Origin of the sequence: Coriobacterium glomerans PW2, assembly GCF_000195315.1 — a bacterium.
In the GTDB taxonomy this organism is placed as follows: Bacteria; Actinomycetota; Coriobacteriia; order Coriobacteriales; family Coriobacteriaceae; genus Coriobacterium; species Coriobacterium glomerans.
The window spans coordinates 1,298,686-1,315,759 of sequence record NC_015389.1 but is presented as its reverse complement, the minus strand read 5'-3'; the positions used below and the strand labels follow the sequence as shown (position 1 = coordinate 1,315,759).

Genomic DNA, 17,074 nt, shown 5'->3' with positions numbered 1-17,074 from the left:
GCTTCGGTCGGAAGGATCTTGAACCGCATGAAAACGAATCGGCAGATCGAATTGCCTCTATCATGTCCATCTTCAACCTCTGTCTCGGCCATCTAATGATGCAGACAAAAAGTGTTCTGTCCCAGACTGGGAGGCAGAGCTTCTGTCGTCGAGACGAGGACTGCTCCGCATTTTGCGGACAAGACGACAAATGGCTCGCGCGCAAGCGCGAATACGCGGTCGCAGCACTCGACGATCGAGCTGCGCAAGCTCTGGATTCCTTACCGTACCCCTATTTCTACCACTGCGTATCCTGCGATCGCGAGCTGGATCCTGGCAGTGATCAGGCGCTTCATCCCAAGGACGTTTCTTTTAGAAACGCCTTGAGCGGTGTGCCTGAGTTCGACATGATTCTTGTTGCAAACCATTCATTCTCTAAAAAGATGATTTGGTCCAATCAAGCCATATTCGAGTACGAACAGCGTTGCTCAAAGCGTGCTCGCCCAAGTCATGCTGTCAAAATGCAATCGATGAACCCAAGTACAAGATGGCGTTTATCTCCGGTAGGCTATAGCATTCGAGGAGATACAATTGATTGGATGTTGATGTTGTGAGCGTTAAACAGTTATCTATCAGACAAAATCTAATCTGGAATACAGTCGGCAACCTTCTTTACCTAGTTGTACAGTGGGCGCTGACTTACTGCGTTATCATTTTCCTCGGTTACGGGGAAGCTGGTGTTTTTTCTCTTGCTATGAGTATCGGTAACTCCTTCTATAACATCGCTACGTTTACCATCAGGAACTACCAAGTATCTGATGTTTCAAATCGTTTTTCCGATGATACGTATATTTTGGCACGGCGCATTTGTTCTGTTGCAGCAGTACTATTGTGCATTTTGTTTACGGTATGGAACGGTTACAGCCTTGCCACCATGCTTTGTATTTTGATGTACATGCTGTTCAAGATATCTGAAGCTATGGCAGACGTGTACCATGGAATAATGCAGCGCGCGCTGCGTATGGATTGCATCGGTATATCCTTTGCTATGAAGGGAATTGTCGAGCTGATATTTTTTGTTGTTGCAATAATCCTTGGAAAAACCCTCTTTATTGCACTGCTCTGTTTAACAGTAGCTTCTTTCGGCCTTGTCTACTTCTTCGATCGGCGCATTGCGTTTAGTTTGAGTGTGCCATCCGATCCGTCACGAAAAACACAGTCTCAGGTACGTCAACTTTTAAAGACTTGTATTCCGATAGCTCTTTATGGATTCTTCTTTAATACGATGGCTCAGATACCGAGATTCTTTCTTGAATCGCTTAGTGGCGCGGAAATTCTTGGTGTCTATACATCTGTCGCTCTTCCTGTGACGATCGTCCAAGTATCTGCAAACTTTATATTCTCTCCCGTAACCACACCCTTAGCAAATTGCATAAAAGTTGGCAATATAAAACAGTTCATACACTACATTAAGTTAGTATTTGCCGGCATTGCAATTGTCGGTATAATTTCATTGCCGAGTTCAATTATTTTTGGTCGAAGTTTTTTGAGCATACTGTACGGGAGTTCAATCGTTTCGCATGACTATCTTTTGTTTCCATTGGTCATCTCAGGACTCTTGGTAGCAGCTTCTTGGTTTATTGCAAACACGCTAACGGTCTTAAGACAGCTCCGTATACTTTTATTAGCTAGCTGCATCTCTTTTTTTATCGTGGTGATATCTAGCGTTCCTTTAATTTTAGCATGCGGCCAAAACGGCGTAACGTTTTCATTCATTTTAGGGCTATTGATCTTTTTTGTAATTTGTCTTACTTCATTGGTATTTGAAGTTCGAAATAAAATGCAGAGACAGTGCTGCAATAATTAATCTGTGCTTCAATTAAAACGTGAAAGGCCACCAAGTTTCTTGAGATGTAAATCTGTGTGATCATTTTTCATAGAGTCATTTCGATTTATAAGTTTATACAATAATTATTTGTCGGCAGTTTTTCATTTCACTTTTTCAGTCGATAATTAAATTGTTAGTCTAGCGATTATATTAGTCGCGTGTGCATAGCGACGCGAAGCCGTGCAATTCACTGCAGTTGGGGACTCAGGGTAAGGAGCTTGAGCATAGGGAAAGAGGTTGTCCGCAATAACCTATTAGTATACAGAGCCGACCGTACCCAATGATGGCCAATAGGCATAGCCCGGTAATAAGGCCTATTCCGTCGAATTCGGTTATGCTTAACTATTTGGTTACCCTGTCGCTCGGGCGGAGGGAATTTGCCCAAAGCTTAGATGTCCATGGGATGTCTCCTGTCTCGTGGCTGCTGTTGTTGTCAATGGAAACGAAAAAAACGTTAGTCAAAGCTGAGGCCTATCAATAGATGGTATTGGAATATGCCCTGAGTTAGGATAAAGGCTTTCAAGGTGGTTAGAACTACTCTCAGGGTGCCTAGCGGTGGATATATTATGGGGGTATAGTGCGCCGACCATGAGACCCAAGCGAAGCTCTTTCAAAATATAGATTAAGCATGATTGATTCAACGTAGCCTATCTTGGCATACTGGTTTTGCATAATTTGGAGAGATTACAATTATTGGTTTGATTTTTCAAGTGCAATGGCGAGAACCGTGATCAACTGTCTGTTAGAGCAACATACAGTTTATAATCTATTCGCCACGCGTTGATTTCTTGAATGGAGATTTGGATGCACAAGAGAAGGATGATCACCGCATTGCTATTTTTTGCGGTTTTGTTACTGGGCCAAAGTAGTTTGTCATCGCCCGTTTTTGCAGAGGTAATACAAGATCAGAACCAATCTCCTACCGCAGAAGAGGCACCTTCTCACGATGAAGTCTCGATCAAAAGAGAAGCAGATCGCGACCGTTGTTCGGGAGGATATCTAAATAGCTTCCGCTACGTAGACGGTCGCTTGATTCAGAGAGACAACGGGTCGAGTTACAGTGCTTCGAAACTTAATACGTGGAGAAAGGAAAATGGAGTTTATATTTCGACAGATGGTACCAGAGTGGAGAATGCGAAGGCTTTTGGGTTGGACGTGTCCCAATGGCAGGGTACGATTGATTGGAGAAAAGTAGCTAGTTCAGGTTTGGTTGATTATGCAATTATTCGTTGTGGCATAGGTTCTGATGTTTTGAATCAAGATGATCAGCAGTTCCTGAATAACGTGCGTGGATGTCAACAAAATTCCATCCCCTTTGGAGTTTATATTTATTCATATGCATTCAATACATCAATGGCGCAGAGTGAGGCGCAACATGTTCTCAGGTTGTTAAAAGCAGCAGGGCTATCCAGCTCCGCGTCTGTTGAATACCCTATATATCTTGATCTTGAAAATGACGCGAAGAAAGGTAGACCCGCTGGAGAAGACAACGGACAAGTTGTGTACATTTCAAACGCCACGCTTGAAAAAATATCCGATACATTTTGTTCCTCAATTGAAAAAGCAGGGTTTTCCGCAGGTGTTTATGCGAACTTGAATTGGTGGAACAATTATTTGACCGGATCTATTTACAATCGGTGGAGTAAATGGGTTGCTCAGTACAATACGGCTTGCACGTATCATAGCCAGCATGACATGTGGCAGTGTATGAGCGATGGCAGTATAACGGGGATAAATGGAGCAGTAGATATCGATTTTGACTTCATTGGCCTGAATCCGGCGACCCCACCAGATAAGAACCACCAAACGATGTATAGGTTGTATAACCCTAATAGCAGCGAGCATTTTTATACGCTCAACAGCAACGAGAGGAATTCCCTCAGTCGCATCGGTTGGATCTATGAAGGGGTTGCTTGGTTTGCACCATTCAATTCAAATCGTCCTGTATATCGTCTGTTTAATCCAAGTGATAGCGATCATCATTACACGTTAAGTATCAACGAACGTGACACACTCGTACGCATTGGGTGGGTATACGAAGGCATCTGTTGGTATTCCGATAGCGAAAGCACTTCAACGGTATATAGATTGTTCAATCCAAATTGCGCCTATGCGGGCGCGCATCACTATACCCTTTCAGAAAATGAGCGGAATGTTCTCGTACGTCTCGGATGGATCTATGAGGGGCCAGCGTGGCACGGTTTGAATAAATAGACAAGCTTTGATTCATTTGGTTGCTATGCTTTTTCAAGACAGTCTCAGTGCATAATATACAATGTCCCCTGTGACTGTTTTACAAGCTGGGTATAACTTGCTGCACTAACGAGAGGTGAACGGGATGAGGGTATGCGAGACCAAGAAAGACCCGATGGGCCTTCTCATTCCGTTGGTGATTTTGATTGCTTTAATCATTTGTTCTCTCTATTGGTATTCAGTTTGTCGATCTGTATGGTTTCTGGTTTTTTCCCTACCTTTGAGCAGTGCCGTTGCAGCATTTGCTTATATTCTGGCTACAAACAACAAAGTTGCTGAGGCGAATTGGCCGTTCAGAACCTGTTTTCTTCTATTTGGTATTATATTTCTCGGGCTGTTTACGCCGGGTTCTGTTCCGGATGAACCTTACCACTTCTGGTCGTCGTACGGGTTGGCAACTCTAATGACTGGGAAACCTATTGATTCTGAGCATGATAAAATTTTCGTTAGAAACTCCGATGTTAAAGAAGATCCAACAAGCTCGCCAATCGTCTCATATCAATCCGTCAAACGAGTTATTTCAAGATTTGAGCTGTTTTCGCGAGATTCATCTTGGACACAGCATGCAGTCCCCAAGGGGTCTTTGGACTGGACTTCAAATCCGGTTTTTATCAAGTTCTTTTCTGCTGCAGGGATAATACTTGGGTGGCTTTTGAATTTGGGGACGTATCCTCTTTTTTATATGGGTCGCATATTTAACTTCGCACTGTTTTATCTACTTGCATGTCTTGCTATTCGTATGACGCCCGTCGGAAAAACAGGGTTCAAGATCATCTGCCTGCTTCCTATAACGCTTCACCTCGCGTCTTCATACTCTTACGATGCCGGCATTATTGGGCTGGCGTTTTTACTCATCGCTCTGCTCCTCCGTTTACTATATGGTAGTACTTCCGAAATAAAAACCGCATTGGTGGGCATTCCCATCTGCGCAGTTTTACTAGCACCGTGCAAGGTAGTATATATTTTTATCGTCTTCGTTTTATTTCTTGTTCCGTCTTCGAGATTTCAATCAAAGAAATTCGCTTTGACCTATAAATGCGGAGTTTTGCTTTGTTGCGTTTTTGCTATCGCTGCTTTGCGCATGGCAACGTTGTTTTCCATGGCTGGTTCTAGTTCTAGTTCTGTGGGATTGGATTACAGGGGTGCGGAAAGCGGAACATTCTATCATCTTTCGGACGCCATTGCCGATCCTCTTCATGCTACTGGAATCTTTTTTCGAACTATAGATCAACTAGGTGAGTTCTATATTTCTGGAACTGTCGGGACAACGCTCGGTTGGTTTCAAGGAAATATCGCTGCGCCGGGTTTTTATACTTTTGGCTATCTATTAGTACTTCTTTTATCGTTTGCACGCAGCAATGATGACGATATTACTATTGTTGCGAAATCTCGATTTGTTTTTTTTGCTGTCTGTGCTTTAAGTTGGCTTGCAACTATGATGTCGATGTACTTAGCTTGGACGTTCAACTCAGAGCCCATTGTAATGGGCGTTCAAGGAAGATACTTACTTCCCGTGCTTCCTCTTCTCGGTCTTGCTTTCAGAAGCAGAAAGCTGAGATATGACGGAAGCATGGCGAATGCAACTTTGGTGGCAGTCACTACGATAAACACCCTTTATGTTCTAAGAATCATAGCTATCGTCTTGATTTCGTAGCGATTGAGCGCATGAGGAGATTCTGTTTTATTGAAAACTGCGAGAATAGTATTCGTACGAAAAGCAAAAGCTAATTGAACGAAAAGGACAAGAGTTATTTATTTGTTAGAATAATGATGCCATGTAGAGAGACTTTTGTGTATGAATGATTTTGCTTGCTTTTTCAGAATGCAACATTTTTTGCTAATCTCAGAAGTGGAAATTAGTGTTCGTGACCAGCTTATGATGGTTTGTCCGATATTGATATTGAAGGATAAAAAATGAAGCTATCGATTGGAAAAATGTGTCGAGGACAAGGGATAGCATATATCCTAACGATAGTGCAGTATGACGAAGGTCATTCAGTGGCTTTTTCTGCTCTGTCAGAGAGCGGTGTAAATTTGCCGATCGAAGCCTACCCTTCAGATCTATACGGCCATCATGACACTGCTTTTGTTCTCGCGACGCCATTGTTGGAGACATCCCGTATTTGCATCAAGGCAGAAGAAATCGATGTCAACGGTGAGATTATTTCTTCAGTGAAGAAAAAGCTTTCTCGGTTTCGCATCAAGTGGTCCTCCCGATTGAATTATAAAATCGACCCACGAGTGATGTCGCATCTTCGAGATATCGATCGGTTCACTTATTCAAATCAGATTCATATCAGACCGATACACTATTCTGCAACTGCGGGTCCAAATATAATTGTAAAAGGCATTATTTGCAGTCCTGAACATGAGAACGAAGTCAGGGTTCAACTGTTGCGTGCTGACGGAGTTGAGGACAAAGATTTTCAGCCGTATCTTTCGAAATCCCAAGAAATACTGTACGAAGGTGTCCGGCGAGTTGAAACCCAGTTCACTGCTCGTGTTCCTAATGATGGGCTAACCTATTGCCTTGTTGCTAGCGGATGCAATGGCAGTCGCGCCGGTTTTATGTGCTTCGACGGACCCTCACGGGATTTTTATCGCCAAGTTCATACACCCTGCTATTACAGAATCAGCGAGTTTGATCACTGGCAAAACTATTCGAAAGATCGAGCTCGAAAATTTGAACTTGCAAATATTGAAGACTATCGTATCGATGGTGGTCCTGTTTTCAGTATCATCGTACCGCTCTATAATACGCCGGTTTCCTTTTTTATCGAAATGGTTCAATCTGTTCTTGGTCAACTCTATCAAAACTGGGAATTGATTCTAGTTAATTCGACACCAGAGAATGCTGCATTGCAGAACGCCATCGAGTCACTGTCCGACGGTCGAATACACGTCCTCACTTTGGCTCACAATTTGGGGATCTCGGAAAACACAAACGCCGGCATGGGTGTCGCACGGGGAGATTACATTGCCTTTCTTGATCATGATGACCTTCTTGACAAACTTGTGCTTTATCGCTACGCGAAAGCCATCAAAGATGACGATTCCATTGATGCGCTCTATTGTGATGAGGATTTTTTGACCGAGGATGGTTTTCTGATCAATCCGCATTTGAAATCGGATTTCAATCTCGATCTGCTTCGATGCCATAATTACATAACTCACTTCCTTGCTGTTCGAACTGCTTACGTTGCGAAACTCCGCTTGAGGAAAGCGTTCGATGGGGCACAAGACTATGATTTTCTATTGCGTCTCGTTGGCTACACGCAAAATATTGTCCATATACCTGAGGTGCTCTATCATTGGCGAATGAGCGATAGTTCAACGGCGAAAGACGCCAGCAACAAGGGGTATGCAGAGAAGGCCGGACTTCTTGCCCTCAAGGAACATCTGACGCGTTCTGGACTCTGTGCAACCGCGGAAGTTTCTGATTGCAGCTGTTTTTATCGTACGCGGTATAAAGTATCGGGCAATCCACTTGTCAGTATCATAATTCCAAATAAGGACAGTGTGAAAGTTCTCTCTCGCTGTATCGAATCCATTATTAACAAGACCTCATATTCGAATTACGAAATCCTAGTGGTTGAGAACAATAGCGAAGATGAAGAGACCTTTCGTTTCTACGAAGACAGTCAAAGAAATTTTGAGAAAGTACGTGTCGTGCATTGGCCGCATGGGTTTAATTACTCAAAGATCAACAATTTCGCAGTGCAAAAAGCCAAGGGTAACTACATACTGATGTTGAATAACGATACCGAGGTTATTTCTCCAACTTGGTTGGAATCTATGCTTGGCTTTTGTCAACGACCAGATGTGGGAATCGTTGGGGCAAAATTGCTCTATCCGGACGATACGATTCAGCATGCAGGTGTGAGCATGCTTTATTGCACGGATTTGGGCCAGATGGGTGGCCCGGTGCATGTTTTTTGCGATTTGGATAAAAGCGATCCCGGATACATGAACCGTGCTTTTTTTTCGCAGGATGTTTCGATCGTTACAGGAGCCTGCCTTCTTACCAAAAGGTCGGTATTTGAATCGGTGGGTGGCCTCACTGATTCATATGCGGTCGCCTACAACGATGTCGATTATTGCCTCAAGGTTCGCGCCAAAGATTTGCTGGTCGTCTATGATGCCGATGCACTTCTATATCACTATGAATCATTCAGTCGCGGAAGCGACAAAAACGACAGGCATGTTAATAGATTCATTTCCGAACAAGGGCAGTTGCGCCATGATTGGCCTCAGTATTTTTCCGGTTACGATCCATATTATGGCAAGTACTTGACATGAGCTATTGTTGTTGAGAGATTTGTTGCAGATGAGCGGTCTTTTACATTGGCACGGGATAGCGCGTTTGCCTGTCTTCGACCTGTCGTGTCGCGTGAGAGACGCCATAAAAATAGATCAGGATTTATGCCCCTTCACCAACGGCTGCAAATAGTTCTTATACGGCAACGCGCGGCTTCGATGGTCTCTTGGTTTCATCGGCCCATTGACCTGAACATCGAGGATTGAGTTCTATGAAAGGCATCATTTTCGCGGGGCAGTGGAACCAGACTGTATCCGCTCACCACGGTCACGAGCAAGCAGTATTTGTGATGCCGAGTGAGCAAGCCCTCCGGCCCGCTTTAATCCAAAACGGCTTCCCGTTCAGCTTCTTGTAAAAACCGCTTGAACATGCGTTTCTTGTGCCGCTGAAGCAACGATGCGGGCTTTGCCACGTCTGAGTGCACACCTTCGCAATACAGGTTCTCATAGCCGGTGGCGTGCTCTCGTGCATCATGGTGTTTCAAATAATGCAAGATATACGCTACGTGGTTGTTCGAGAATTCCTGCCGCAGCAAAGGGCATCCGTTAATATACGAAACGATGGAAAAGTGAGGATGCGCCATCCGCCCTTCGTGAATCCCGTATGCCAAAAAGTGAGAGAGCGATGCCTCGGGATTATCAAAATAATGCTCTGCCAGATCGGGATAATGGTTGAGATAGAACGAATAATCGAACACATCTGAATAATCGATTCCGCAGTCAATCGGAGTGGCCAGACCGGTGATACTGAAGTTCGGACGCTCGATATAGGCTGCGGAAATGTCATCACTTGCCGGTTCGTCTTGCGCGGCCGGATCGACAGTTGAGCACTCATACGTGGACAGTCTATGCTTTCTGAGATACACGTTGAACAGACGCTCGGCTAAAAAACCGAAGACGCGTTGCTGGTACGGGTCGCGGTCGGTGAAGGGATCGACTCTCACTTCCATTTTGCGCTCTACGGCGAACAGCCAGCGAGCATATGAATTCAAAAGAGGCTTGCGGCAGACCAAGATGTTATAAGGAGAAAAGGCGCTGTCGAACATGACGGAGTCGAATGCGGTCAGATAGGATGAAAAGTAGCGTCCTATAACCTTTCGAAGTTGAATGAGATCAGTGGAAGAGTGCGCCAGCCGGTATTGCTCAGCTAACGAGATGAGAAACCGACCTTGAACCACCGGCTCATGTGCTGCTACGATACAATCGTATTTGTTTAATAGCTCTCGCACGGTGTTCTCTGAAAGGAGATTGCCACCGCCGCGAGCGCCCGAAGGTTCGCGTAAAAAGCGGCGATAGTGAACGAGACCGACAATGTCCTCTCGTGATCGTTTCCATATCCAGTACAAGCCAGTAAGCTCGCAAAACGTACTATTCTTCCGCGAGATGTTGCCAATGAAGCTATCATCGTATTCCCAATCGGGTCGACGCTCGGCCACACCTAATTTTTCGGCACCAACGAACAGCGGCTGATAGGGCGACTGAGTTGGAAGTTCGAGGGATTTGTGCGCTGCGATATATATCTTCATGTGCCCGCCCCCGACGACTCGATGATTGCTTCCATTATACCGATAAAACAAGAAATCGGGTTTTCGTAACAAAGTAACCGGCAATGTCTCAGCAGCTTTACGTATAATTGCTAGATCATGTTGAATTTCGCACCAACAGTGGATTCGGCTTGAAGCGACTAAATGGTGTTATGGGACTTAATCAGCTCCAGCTATGGTGTGATAGTACTCGACCATAAAAAAATTCTTTTACTCGTACGAGATACGAGAAGAGATGTCTGGAGCGCTACGCAATGTCGACCTAGTCATTCCCGGGTCCACTTGGGATCAGAATTGCGACGATGTTTTGACCTATCATGTTAACGCGGCATACATGAGCGACGAGTGGCAAGGTAACGAGCGGTTCGAATGCCTGAGTAACGTGTGCACGGTCCAGTATTTCGAGAGAACGTCGCGCATATCGTCGGCCGATGTCAAACAGCAGCGTCGTTTCTAAAGAAAAGGCCCTCTGATGGGCCTTATCGATCGGCTTCTGGGAACGCGACGAACAGTTTGAAGCATTGATCAGGAGATGCGGACAAAGGAGGCATAATGCGAGGAGCAGGCGCGACGCATACTGATGCACCTCGACGAAATCGGTACAGAGCTTCATGTGCAGGTTATCGATTCGCAGATGTGTTCGGAACGCTTGGAGACAATGCTCAGGGGGATGAACTGTCAGCCGGGAGAGACGTCCCCGGAGTCGAAAGCGTTTGTTTATGAACATGTCGCCCGCTGCGGAGCCGCTTCGCGTCATGCAGCTCGGCTGTGCGTGCAGCACTTACGGGAATCTCTCGATCACTTCGAGTGCTGCAGTGACGTCAAAAACCATGATCGAACGTATGGAGACGCGGGCTACTACCAAGAATGGTTGGCTCAAGGCTATATGAAAGACAGCCTGAGGAAGAAGAGGACACATCGCTTTCAAACAAGATCGCGAATGATTTCGATTAAATGGAACGTGAACTTGATGACATCCAAGTGATTCGTCGGGAAAGAAAAAGGGATCGGCCACCATGTGGGCTTCGGCAATTTGAAGATATGGATGACTATTCCTGAATCTTGTCGGAATGAGATGTTTTTCCGGCACGAAACCTGACGTTTAAAGGTGTCTCTTGTAGCGCGGCTCGAAATATTGAATAGTTTTTATACGTGGCATACGAAGATCTGTGCTCGTTTCCCCGGGACATCTCGGTTCACGCGCATGTCGAGCTTCCTACGAAACCGCGTGGACTGCTTGCCGTTGACAGACGATGCGTCGCTTTCTTCGATAGGTCTGGTGGCATCGCGATCTGATAACCTTTTGCAGTTTGCTCTCGGATCAGGACACGAGCAAACGGAATGGTATCCTTTTTACCGTCAGTGCCAAGCTGATGGCAGATACTATTGTCCTTGACCTTGAAAGGCGTAACGCTGCATGAAAGGCATCATTCTCGCGGGGGGCAGCGGAACCAGGCTGTATCCGCTCACGACGGTCACCAGCAAGCAGCTCCTGCCCGTCTACGACAAGCCCATGATCTACTATCCGCTTTCCGTGCTCATGATGGCTGGCATCCGGGACATCCTGATCATTTCCACGCCGACTGACCTGCCGAACTTTCGTCGTCTGCTCAAGGACGGGGCGGATTTCGGCGTGAACCTGTCCTATGCCGAGCAGCCGAGCCCGGACGGTCTGGCGCAGGCCTTCATCATCGGCGAGGAGTTCATCGCCGGTGAGCCGTGCGCGCTGGTGCTCGGCGACAACATCTTCTACGGCAACGGGCTGTCGCGCCATCTGCGGCGCGCGGTCGAGCGCTCCGAGGCCGCCGGTGGAGCGACCGTGTTCGGCTATCACGTGGATGATCCCGAGCGCTTCGGCGTCGTCGAGTTCGATGAGCAGTTCAACGCTATCTCAATCGAGGAGAAGCCAACCGAGCCCAAGAGCTCCTACGCCGTCACCGGCCTGTACTTCTACGACAGCCGTGTGTGCGAGCTCGCCCGGCAGGTGCGCCCCTCCGCCCGTGGAGAACTCGAGATCACGACGCTCAACCAGATGTATCTCGAGAACGGTTCGCTGTCAGTCGTCACGCTCGGTCGCGGTTACGCCTGGCTGGACACGGGCACCATGGAGAGCCTCTTCGAGGCCAGCGAGCTGGTGCGCGTCATGGAGCGCGCACAGGATCAGCCGGTCTCGGTGCTCGAGGAGATCGCCTTCGAAAACAGCTGGATCGATCGCGAGCGGCTGCTCGCGTGCGCCGAGCGATACGGGAAGTCGACCTACGGCCAGCATCTGAAAAAGATCGCCGAGGGCAAGATCATCCTGCGGCATCTCGGTTAACCCGTCCGGGGACAGGCGCGCAGACGCCCTCGCGCGACCGGCAGCGGTGGTCTGCGCACAGAAGTTCGACGTATCGGGTCATATGAGAGGACAACCATGACAGAGAGCTTTCAACCGACCAACATCATCGTGACCGGCGGCTGCGGCTTCATCGGCTCGAACTTCGTCCACCATGTGGTGGCTACCCATCCCGATGTCCACGTGACCGTGCTCGACAAGCTCACCTACGCGGGCAGGCGGGAGAACATCGCCGGGCTGCCGGCAGAACGCGTGGAGCTCGTCGTCGGCGATATCTGCGACACCGATCTGCTCGAGCGCATCGTGCCCGGCCACGACGCCATCGTCCACTACGCCGCCGAGTCGCACAACGACAACTCGATCCTCGACCCCGCACCGTTCGTGCGCACGAACGTCGAGGGCACCTTTTGCCTGCTCGAGGTCGCACGCAAGCACGATATCCGCTTCCACCACATATCGACCGATGAGGTCTTCGGCGATCTCGCGCTCGATTGCCCGGATCGCTTCTGCGAGGACACGCCGTACCGTCCGAGCTCGCCATACTCCTCGACGAAGGCCAGCTCCGATCTGATCGTCCGCGCATGGCACCGTACGTTCGGCGTGCGCGCGACGATCTCGAACTGCTCGAACAACTATGGTCCCTACCAGCATATCGAGAAGTTCATCCCGCGCCAGATCACCAATATCCTCGAGGGGATCCGCCCGAAGCTCTACGGCACCGGCGAGAACGTGCGCGACTGGGTGCACACCGAGGATCATTCGCGCGCGGTGTGGGAGGTGCTCACGCGCGGCCGCATCGGTGAGACCTATCTCATCGGCGCGGACGGGGAGAAGAGCAACATCGACGTGCTGCGCTCGATTCTCGAGCGCATGGGCAGGCCCGCCGACGAGTTCGACTGGGTCCGCGATCGGCCCGGCCATGATCGCCGCTACGCTATCGACGCCTCCAAGCTCACCCGCGAGCTGGGATGGTCACCGGTGCACACGGACTTCTCCGAGGGACTTGATGCCACCATCGCCTGGTATCGCGACAACCGCGCCTGGTGGGCGGACGTCAAAGCTTCCACGGAGGCGAAATACGCCGCTCAGGGTCAATAGGACGGCCGCATCGGCCTGGGTGATCCGTGAGCGGCAACCCTGTCGCGTGATGCGGCATCCATGGCACCGGCTGGCGCGGGATCGCACGAGCACATCAGATCGCATCAGATAGACGACGGAGGGAACAGGATGGAATTCGAGAGCGAGCTCGCGGTTCACAGGACGGATATCCCCGGGCTCGTGGTGCTCGATCTGCCCGTGCACGGGGACAACCGGGGGTGGTTCAAGGAGAACTGGCAGCGCGCCAAGATGGTGGCGCTCGGTCTGCCGGACATCCGGCCGGTACAGAACAACATCAGCTACAACACATCGCGCGGTGTCACGCGGGGCATCCACGCTGAGCCCTGGGACAAGTACATCTCTATCGCGATCGGCGAGATCTTCGGTGCGTGGGTCGACCTTCGTCCCGGAGCCACGTTCGGGCGCGTGTTCACCTGCACCCTCGATCCCTCGAAGGCGATCTTCGTTCCGCGTGGGGTGGGCAATGCCTTTCAGACGCTCGCAGATGGAACGACCTACACCTATCTGGTTGACGCGCACTGGTCGCTCGCTCAGAAGCGAACCTACACGTTCGTGAACCTCGCCGATCCGGACCTTGCGATCGACTGGCCTATCCCGCTGACGGCAGCAGAGCTCTCCGATGCCGACCGCGCTCACCCGCCCCTGCGCGAGGTTGTGCCCATGGCACCGAAGCGCACGCTCGTGACCGGCTGCAACGGCCAGCTTGGTCGCGCGGTGCGCACCTATGCGCAAGAGCATGATTTGCAGGGATTCGATTACTGCGACATCGACACGTTCGACTTTGCAGATCCGGACGCCTATTCAGCATACGATTGGTCGCTCTACGGGACTGTCATCAACTGCGGTGCCTATACCGCGGTCGATCGGGCCGAGACCCGCGAGGGCCGCGCCGTCGCGTGGAGGGCGAACGCGGCGGGCCCCGCTCTGCTCGCTCGCACATGCGTCGAGCACAGCATCACGCTCGTGCACGTGAGTTCCGACTACGTCTTCGATGGCGTCCTTGATAGCCACACCGAGCTTGAGCCCTTCGCGCCTCTGGGGGTCTATGGGCAAACGAAGGCAGCCGGTGACATCGCCGTCGCCACCTGTCCTGCTCACTACATCGTGAGATCGAGTTGGGTGATCGGGGAGGGGCGCAACTTCGTCAAGACGATGATGGCTCTCTCGCGGCGCGTCGCGGATAACGATGACGCGCTGACGCAGGTGAGCGTCGTCGACGATCAGCTCGGCCGTCTCACGTTCACACGTGACATGGCTCGGGGCATCTTCCACCTTCTCGATTCGGGATCGGACTTCGGAACCTACAACCTCACCGGGGAGGGCGAGGTCAGGTCTTGGGCCGACATCGCCCAAGCGGTGTTCGATCGGACCTGCGGCAACGGCGAGGCGGTGGTGCCGGTATCGACGGCGCGCTACTATGGGGCGAGCGAGGTGCCCGTGAGTCCGAGACCGATCCATTCCGCGCTCGATCTGACCAAGATCGAGGCGACGGGCTTCATGCCGGCCGACTGGGAGCGGGATCTTACGGCCTACGTCGACGCAGTGGCGTCAGCAGAAGATGGAAGCTGAGCCGACTTCATGGGCGAGGTGAGCAACGCGCAGATCTCCTGCTCCGAGACGGGATCGCCTGAGACGGAGGCGCTTGTCAGCTGCTTGGCAGCCTGTCCGCTGACCGAGGCCGATGTGCGGCGCGGACGGGCGCTTCGCGTCACCTCATGCGTGCGATCGGCCGATGATGATCTCTCGTCATCACCGCAGACGATGGTGTGGTCGGTGATCTGCCTGCGGAAAGCTTGGCGGCGTGAGGTGCCTCCCCGTCTATCGGGTATCTCCGGCATTCCTCACCCCGTCGCACCTGCGCGCTTGGTGAGCTGGGATGTGCTGGTCCGGGGACGGCGATGGTGCGCGACCGAATACGCGGTTCCCGTGCCGATTCAGTGTCGCGCGTTCAGCTTGCGCTTGGGCATCTACGTTCGTCGGATCGATGCCGTGGAGAGCTCGCGTCAGATCGATGCCTATTTCGAGCAAATCAGAAACATCCTTGTGGATGACGGTTACAAAACGTGGCTCGCCGGAGATCGCCGCCGTGCGCAGAGACTGGCCCCTCCCCAGACGGGTCCTCTGATGAGCATCGTCGTGCCCGCGTACAACACCCCGCCAGCATATCTCAGCGAGATGATCGCTTCCGTGATACAGCAGACCTACGCTCGATGGGAGCTCGTGATCATCAATGCGAGCCCGGAAAATGAAGCTATGGCGGCGGTGTTGGCGGATCTCGATGATGATCGAATCATTGTGGTGGACGCCGCGGAGAATCTGGGCATCGCCGGTAACACGAATCTGGGCATCGCCGCCTCACACGGGGCGTATGTGAGCTTTCTTGACCATGATGACTTCATCGAACCGCACGCCCTGGCTTTGATGGTGCGAGAGATCCAGCACCATGAAGGCGGACTCGATCTCATCTACTGTGACGAGGACAGCTTCGATGAGCGCGGCAAGTTCGTCTTGCCCCTCTTCAAGCCGGGAGCGAACATCGATCTGCTCTACTCGAACAACTATGTCATCCACTGGCTCACGGTGAGCAGACGGATGCTGGATGCGATCGACCGATCAGAAAGCGAGCTCGATGGGGCCCAGGACTACGACCTGACCCTCAAGGTGTTCGAGCGCTCATCAGCCATCTGTCGCATTCCGCATGTCTTGTACCACTGGCGCATACACGCGGGATCGACGAACATCAACCCGGATTCAAAGCCCTATGCGGCCGATGCCGGTCGCCGGGCTATTTGTTTTGCATTGCGAAGACGGGAGATACCAGCGCAGGTGAGGCCGACCGATGTGGCCTACACCTATGAGGCTGAGCTTTTCGATGCTTCCGACGACAAGCGGCGACTGCAGCTGCTGCTCGATGGCAGCGCATCCGATGAGGTCTCGGCGGTGATCGACGACCTCGAACAAGCTGGCGTGGACGTTTCGCTTCGCTCGCTGGCTCGGTCGCGTCCCGATGAAGAGAATCTTGCGAACGTGGTATCCGAGACGATCAGCGAATCCGACCTTGTGCTTTTCTTGAACGGGGACATTCGCCTCGATGTCGCGGGCATACGTCGTCTCATGAGCTACTTTCAGCGCCGGGAGGTCTTCGCCGTGTCCCCTCGCGTGGTCCGCGCAGACGGTCTGATGGATTTCGCCGGTGCCATCGTGCGACCCGACGGCACGCTTGGCCGTCTGAATCGCTTGCTGCCGGCTGCCGACGGGGGTTATCTTGGCCGTGCCCACCGGTCCTACGATGCGGCTGTCTTGAACGGTGAATGCTGCATGGTGCGAGGGGGCGCGCTTAAGCGGATCGGTCTGGATGCGCGCTTCTCGACACTTGAGTACCTGCTCGCGGACGCCTGCCTGAAAGCGCGTGCACGCCGCTTGCTCAGCGCCTATGTTCCGTATGTGACCGCGCGTCTGAGAGTCGCGCGTTCCCTGATCGTCGAGCCGGCGTGCATGTGGCCATCGTCTGATGGTGCTCGACTCATTTCGGTCCATCACGATGTGCTCGGTGAGGGAGATCCGAGCCATAACCCCAACTTCGATCCGAACAGCCTGTATTATAGGCTCAATCGGCACCGAGCCACACAGGAGTGATCC

General features: G+C 50.9%; 11 protein-coding genes and 1 pseudogene. 11 read left to right on the top strand and 1 reads right to left on the bottom strand.

The window, feature by feature from the left end; all coding sequences use genetic code 11:
• Positions 1-62: 62 nt before the first annotated feature.
• The 6 genes and pseudogenes from CORGL_RS05750 to CORGL_RS10230 all read left to right on the top strand — a co-directional run.
• Positions 63-593 carry a hypothetical protein gene (locus CORGL_RS05750; protein ID WP_172633546.1) on the top strand — a complete coding sequence of 177 codons (531 nt, stop codon included), beginning with the start codon at positions 63-65 and terminating at the stop codon, positions 591-593.
• Complete coding sequence (locus tag CORGL_RS05745; protein WP_013708972.1) at positions 575-1,846, top strand: lipopolysaccharide biosynthesis protein; 1,272 nt, start codon at positions 575-577, stop codon at positions 1,844-1,846. Before CORGL_RS05750 ends, CORGL_RS05745 begins: the two co-directional genes overlap by 19 nt.
• 825 nt (positions 1,847-2,671) lie before the next feature.
• A complete protein-coding gene (locus CORGL_RS09655) occupies positions 2,672-4,081 on the top strand; it encodes a glycoside hydrolase family 25 protein (protein WP_013708971.1) in 1,410 nt (469 codons plus the stop codon).
• A 124-nt stretch (positions 4,082-4,205) separates the two neighbouring features.
• Positions 4,206-5,774, top strand: coding sequence for a DUF2142 domain-containing protein (locus CORGL_RS09650; RefSeq protein ID WP_013708970.1), 1,569 nt, complete (start codon positions 4,206-4,208; stop codon positions 5,772-5,774).
• A gap of 260 nt (positions 5,775-6,034) precedes the next feature.
• The gene (locus CORGL_RS09645; RefSeq protein WP_013708969.1) at positions 6,035-8,419 is read left to right on the top strand and encodes a glycosyltransferase family 2 protein; all 2,385 of its coding nucleotides are present in this window, start codon (positions 6,035-6,037) and stop codon (positions 8,417-8,419) included.
• A gap of 230 nt (positions 8,420-8,649) precedes the next feature.
• Positions 8,650-8,725, top strand: a pseudogene (locus tag CORGL_RS10230) (sugar phosphate nucleotidyltransferase); the annotation flags it as partial.
• Positions 8,726-8,757: 32 nt separating this feature from the next.
• On the opposite strand, the gene CORGL_RS09400 reads toward CORGL_RS10230, so the two are convergent.
• Entirely contained in the window at positions 8,758-9,963 is a 1,206-nt protein-coding gene (locus CORGL_RS09400; RefSeq protein ID WP_013708968.1) for a DUF4422 domain-containing protein, read from the bottom strand.
• 1,170 nt (positions 9,964-11,133) lie between these two features.
• On the opposite strand from CORGL_RS09400, the gene CORGL_RS09955 reads away from it, so the two are divergent.
• From CORGL_RS09955 to CORGL_RS09395, 5 genes are all read left to right on the top strand, one after another.
• Complete coding sequence (locus tag CORGL_RS09955; protein ID WP_172633545.1) at positions 11,134-11,277, top strand: hypothetical protein; 144 nt, start codon at positions 11,134-11,136, stop codon at positions 11,275-11,277.
• Positions 11,278-11,398: 121 nt separating this feature from the next.
• Entirely contained in the window at positions 11,399-12,298 is a 900-nt protein-coding gene (rfbA, locus tag CORGL_RS05720; RefSeq protein ID WP_013708967.1) for a glucose-1-phosphate thymidylyltransferase RfbA, read from the top strand.
• 96 nt (positions 12,299-12,394) lie between these two features.
• A complete protein-coding gene (gene rfbB, locus CORGL_RS05715) occupies positions 12,395-13,414 on the top strand; it encodes a dTDP-glucose 4,6-dehydratase (protein WP_013708966.1) in 1,020 nt (339 codons plus the stop codon).
• A 129-nt stretch (positions 13,415-13,543) separates the two neighbouring features.
• Positions 13,544-15,004 carry a sugar nucleotide-binding protein gene (locus CORGL_RS05710; protein WP_013708965.1) on the top strand — a complete coding sequence of 487 codons (1,461 nt, stop codon included), beginning with the start codon at positions 13,544-13,546 and terminating at the stop codon, positions 15,002-15,004.
• A 9-nt stretch (positions 15,005-15,013) separates the two neighbouring features.
• Complete coding sequence (locus CORGL_RS09395; RefSeq protein ID WP_013708964.1) at positions 15,014-17,071, top strand: glycosyltransferase; 2,058 nt, start codon at positions 15,014-15,016, stop codon at positions 17,069-17,071.
• Positions 17,072-17,074 lie beyond the last annotated feature (3 nt).

What these genes read in the sequence shown, in the direction of transcription:
- CORGL_RS09395 (WP_013708964.1), top strand. Translation starts at nt 15,014, where the DNA reads ATGGGCGAGGTGAGCAACGCGCAGATCTCCTGCTCCGAGACGGGATCG.
- CORGL_RS09650 (WP_013708970.1), top strand. Translation starts at nt 4,206, where the DNA reads ATGAGGGTATGCGAGACCAAGAAAGACCCGATGGGCCTTCTCATTCCG.
- rfbB (WP_013708966.1), top strand. Translation starts at nt 12,395, where the DNA reads ATGACAGAGAGCTTTCAACCGACCAACATCATCGTGACCGGCGGCTGC.
- CORGL_RS05750 (WP_172633546.1), top strand. Translation starts at nt 63, where the DNA reads ATGTCCATCTTCAACCTCTGTCTCGGCCATCTAATGATGCAGACAAAA.
- CORGL_RS09400 (WP_013708968.1), bottom strand. Translation starts at nt 9,963, where the DNA reads ATGAAGATATATATCGCAGCGCACAAATCCCTCGAACTTCCAACTCAG.
- rfbA (WP_013708967.1), top strand. Translation starts at nt 11,399, where the DNA reads ATGAAAGGCATCATTCTCGCGGGGGGCAGCGGAACCAGGCTGTATCCG.
- CORGL_RS09655 (WP_013708971.1), top strand. Translation starts at nt 2,672, where the DNA reads ATGCACAAGAGAAGGATGATCACCGCATTGCTATTTTTTGCGGTTTTG.
- CORGL_RS05710 (WP_013708965.1), top strand. Translation starts at nt 13,544, where the DNA reads ATGGAATTCGAGAGCGAGCTCGCGGTTCACAGGACGGATATCCCCGGG.
- CORGL_RS09645 (WP_013708969.1), top strand. Translation starts at nt 6,035, where the DNA reads ATGAAGCTATCGATTGGAAAAATGTGTCGAGGACAAGGGATAGCATAT.